The following is a 3,664-nucleotide window of genomic DNA, read 5'->3' as shown; positions in this document are numbered from 1 at the left end:
CCCACAAAGGGCAAATGCTTTGCATACCTGCCGTATTTAAATTACAAATACGGGTCCAGTCATTGCGCCAGCTTGCATTTACAATCACATCGCCTTCTTTATTAATATAAACACCACTAACTTTTCCATAGCACCAAAGGTTATTTGCGTACAATGAATGCGACATAAGTGACACCAATATCAACAAAAATTTCATAACGTTACATCCTGATACATATTCAACTTTTAACCACATTAAGAATCCATGTACCACTCTTATTGGTTTTCAGACTTTAAAGAATACTCTGAATACGACAGGCCTTTCAGCTTTATATAACAAAGTGAAAAACTGATCCTGTCGATTAATAGCTTCTAATTAATCAACCGGATCTAATTGGGTGATTTCGCAGTATGCGCCAGGGCTTGTGCCAACTGTATAAACTGTGGCATTTCTTTTCCCAGAAGCCCACATCGCTAAAGCCAGAGAAACCATTGTTTTATTTTCTTCTTTAATCAACATCCAGTTGCTGGGTGTCCCCTGGCAATTGGTTGGAATACCAGTATCCAGCATGACCATCAGACCGCTCGCAGTGGTTGTTACATTAATAACATTTCCACGTAAATAATTGTCTGCTGCATAGGTGGCTGCAGAAAACAGCAGAACTGCGGCAGAAGCTTTTTTTAGATAAGACATAAGCATTCCTTTGTAATTACAATACTATCCACTGTGATATAACATTTCATCGCTTGCCAAGGTGCCTCACACAGGAGGTCAAACCTTGCTTTTGTTGACTATCCATCGGACAGGAAAAAACAATTTGACCCTGCCTGCAATTAATTCAACTGTAACCAATCTATATCTTCACCATCTGACCATCGGGTACAAGTATTCATACCTACTACAGTTAACTCACGGCCAGAAGCCAGTGCCGCCAATAGCAAGGAGTATTGTTTCTTACCCACCTCGGAGTTTTCGTCTTTAATCATCCAATAACTCTTGGTTGCACATGAAGGACTACCTGACTTAGCAGTAATATTAATAGTAAAATAGGTTAAGCCATCACTGGCCCGTACAATAACCGAACTAACAGTACCCCTCTGTGAACCTGCAAATGCTTCCGCAGATAACAACAACAGCATAATGGCGAACAATGGTTTCATTATTATTCCTATTAAATTTTTACTGGGACAATATTCAAAACATGATTCCATTGACTGCCTTGATCGACTAATGTACCAAATACATTGAACCATGACTGTTCAGCTCATTATGGGTACCGCCATGCCAACCGTAATTAACACACTGATGCGAATAAATGCGGAGCTTCTTGTTACCCATAAAAGCTGCCAATGCTACTGATAACAATTGATCATATTGTGGGTGTTCTATCGAAACGAATACAGAATCACCTGCCTCACAATTTGAAGGGTTACCAAAAGCCCCTTTGATTTCAAATCCCTGCGCCCGAATAACTTCCACATGGTCTACAGAGGCGGTATTGTCCAACCTGCTGCGTATAGGACAGATGAATAAATGAAAAACAATGCAAAAATAACTTTCTTCACTTTAGAGCCCTTACCATTCATTAAATTATTCTTACTCATTTTGTTCGCAAATAATAATAAAACTTATCCAAAATATAGCGCTACATTCAAGACCTACCCCGTGGGTTTCTTAGTTCTCACTATACAACAGTTATATAACCAATTTTACAGTACCCACCTGATGACGTTGTGTACACCGAAACAGTTTTTTCAGCCATCTTTGCAGCCAATAACACACTCACATAGGTATCATAATTACTGTCAGACTTGTTTAAGAATGCCCAAGTATGAATACCACAGAATTTCTCGCCGTTAGTAAATGTAATACGAAAGGCGAAGTTTTCGGCATCTGTCACATCAATAGTATGTATCTTACCGATAGTTATTCCATCCCATGCAAGACAGGTCATTGACATAAAAAAACCAAAAAAAAGAACATATATTTTTTTAACAGATAACATATCATTTCTCCCACAGGGATAATCTTTAGTATTCAAGAAACCCATTCATTAATGACTGGGTTTATTTTCAAACCTATTTGTAAGTCAAAGGGTGTAGCTATACAACACTGGCGTTATTGCGTAGTCCATTTCATTTATGACTCTGCCCTGAAATAATCCGGCTCACTGTACTGCTATGCAGCCCAAAGTAACGACTCAGGTCAGCTTGGGTATAACCGCCACTGGCAAATGCCATTTGAACCGCTTTATTTCTGTTTCCTGCACACTGCTGAACATACCAGGCAATAGCTTTAACTGGTGCTCTCTTTTGTACAAAGGGAACTTCAGACAACAATTCGGGCTTTTCAATTTTGCTTTGCATTTCACTGACGAAGCTGTCTGAACCTAAATACAGTTGCCGCTTTACCTCAGTCCACAAGGGTTTGTCCACACCCCGCATAACAAAATCTTGATATCTGGCAATAGCGTCTGTGCGCTCACGAGCGAACAAAGACAATAATTGCTCAACAGCCAACCACTCAGGGGCTTGCTGTTGATGGCAGGTAAAGCCATAGCTGCTCCAGGGCCACTCGATACAATGGTCCACCATAGCGGCCCGCACCGGATTTAAAACAATATAACGACTGACTTCCAATAAATAACTGTCTTTTTGTACCAAGATTGCCTTGTACCTGCCCTGAAACAAATGCCCGACTCGCTTATGAGCCCGGTTAAACAACTGGGTATACACCCCATTCAGCTGGCGCATGCCCAAACTTAAATTTGCATCAGGCGCTTCAACCAAAAGATGATAATGGTTGGTCATCAGACAATAGGCGTGAATAACCCAGTTATATCGCTCACACACCTGCGCTACTGTGTCCAGAAAAAGCTGGAAATCTGCATCTTCCAGATAAATGGCCTTACGCTCATTCCCTCTTGAGGTCACATGGTACAAAGCTCCGGCAAACTCTAATCGTAATGGGCGACTCATCCTTAACCCCAAAACAGAAAATAGTTACCAGAACATAGTCAAACTTTCTAACAGCAGCAAGGCTGCTTTACTTATCCTTGGTTGTTGCATCTAAAAGCCGATGCAACGCTCAAGACCTGAACCTGACAACAATTCAAAATTCAATGCACGATTCAAGACCTGACCCCAGTTGTTTACGATTCAAAATTCAATGCACGATTCAAGACCTGACCCCAGTTGTTTAACTAAGTATTTCAAAGCATATTCAAGCGAAACTATTTTAAAGAAGATCGTCTATTTAATCTGTTCTGGCTTAACTTTACTGTAATCAATATTTCGGTCTCGCAGCCATTGTTCAACTTTTTTCTTTTGTTGATAAACAGAAGATTTGTTATCAAGTACCTTTTCATCACGATCCAAACAATGAAACAATAAAACCATACCCATGCGATTCACCATTTGAAAATTAGCACCGCGATTTAACAAATCCAGAACTACATCATATCGACCTAAAGCCGCCGCATGCCCTAACAATGTTGTACCTATGTTATCTTTGATTTCAAGGTCTGTTCCGGCTGCAATCAACTGATAATAATTATTCGGGATATTTGTATTCTCTGACTTAACTGTTTCCCAAATTGCTGGGCTGTCATACATCCCGCCTCGCAGATTTGGGTCGCCACCGTATGATAATGCCAGCTGTAAGAAACGGCTGTCTTGATGCCTA

General features: G+C 40.4%; 6 protein-coding genes. All 6 read right to left on the bottom strand.

Annotated elements, in window-relative coordinates; genetic code table 11:
* A partial coding sequence (locus LSG37_RS20870; RefSeq protein WP_233081941.1) for a hypothetical protein occupies positions 1-196 on the bottom strand: 196 nt, incomplete at its 3' end.
* A 159-nt stretch (positions 197-355) separates the two neighbouring features.
* Entirely contained in the window at positions 356-673 is a 318-nt protein-coding gene (locus tag LSG37_RS20865; RefSeq protein WP_233081940.1) for a hypothetical protein, read from the bottom strand.
* A 140-nt stretch (positions 674-813) separates the two neighbouring features.
* Entirely contained in the window at positions 814-1,140 is a 327-nt protein-coding gene (locus tag LSG37_RS20860) for a hypothetical protein (RefSeq protein ID WP_233081939.1), read from the bottom strand.
* A gap of 524 nt (positions 1,141-1,664) precedes the next feature.
* On the bottom strand, positions 1,665-1,985 hold the full coding sequence (locus tag LSG37_RS20855; protein WP_233081938.1) for a DUF5992 family protein: 321 nt from the start codon (positions 1,983-1,985) through the stop codon (positions 1,665-1,667).
* Positions 1,986-2,115: 130 nt separating this feature from the next.
* Entirely contained in the window at positions 2,116-2,958 is an 843-nt protein-coding gene (locus LSG37_RS20850; protein WP_233081937.1) for an REP-associated tyrosine transposase, read from the bottom strand.
* Positions 2,959-3,231: 273 nt separating this feature from the next.
* Positions 3,232-3,664, bottom strand: a 433-nt coding sequence (locus LSG37_RS20845) for an ankyrin repeat domain-containing protein (protein WP_233081936.1), incomplete at its 5' end; no start/stop codon positions are given.

This window comes from Rheinheimera soli, assembly GCF_021290985.1.
Taxonomy (GTDB): domain Bacteria; phylum Pseudomonadota; class Gammaproteobacteria; order Enterobacterales; family Alteromonadaceae; genus Pararheinheimera; species Pararheinheimera soli.
Note: the sequence above shows the minus strand (reverse complement) of the source record. Positions and strands in the feature narration are given on the sequence as shown.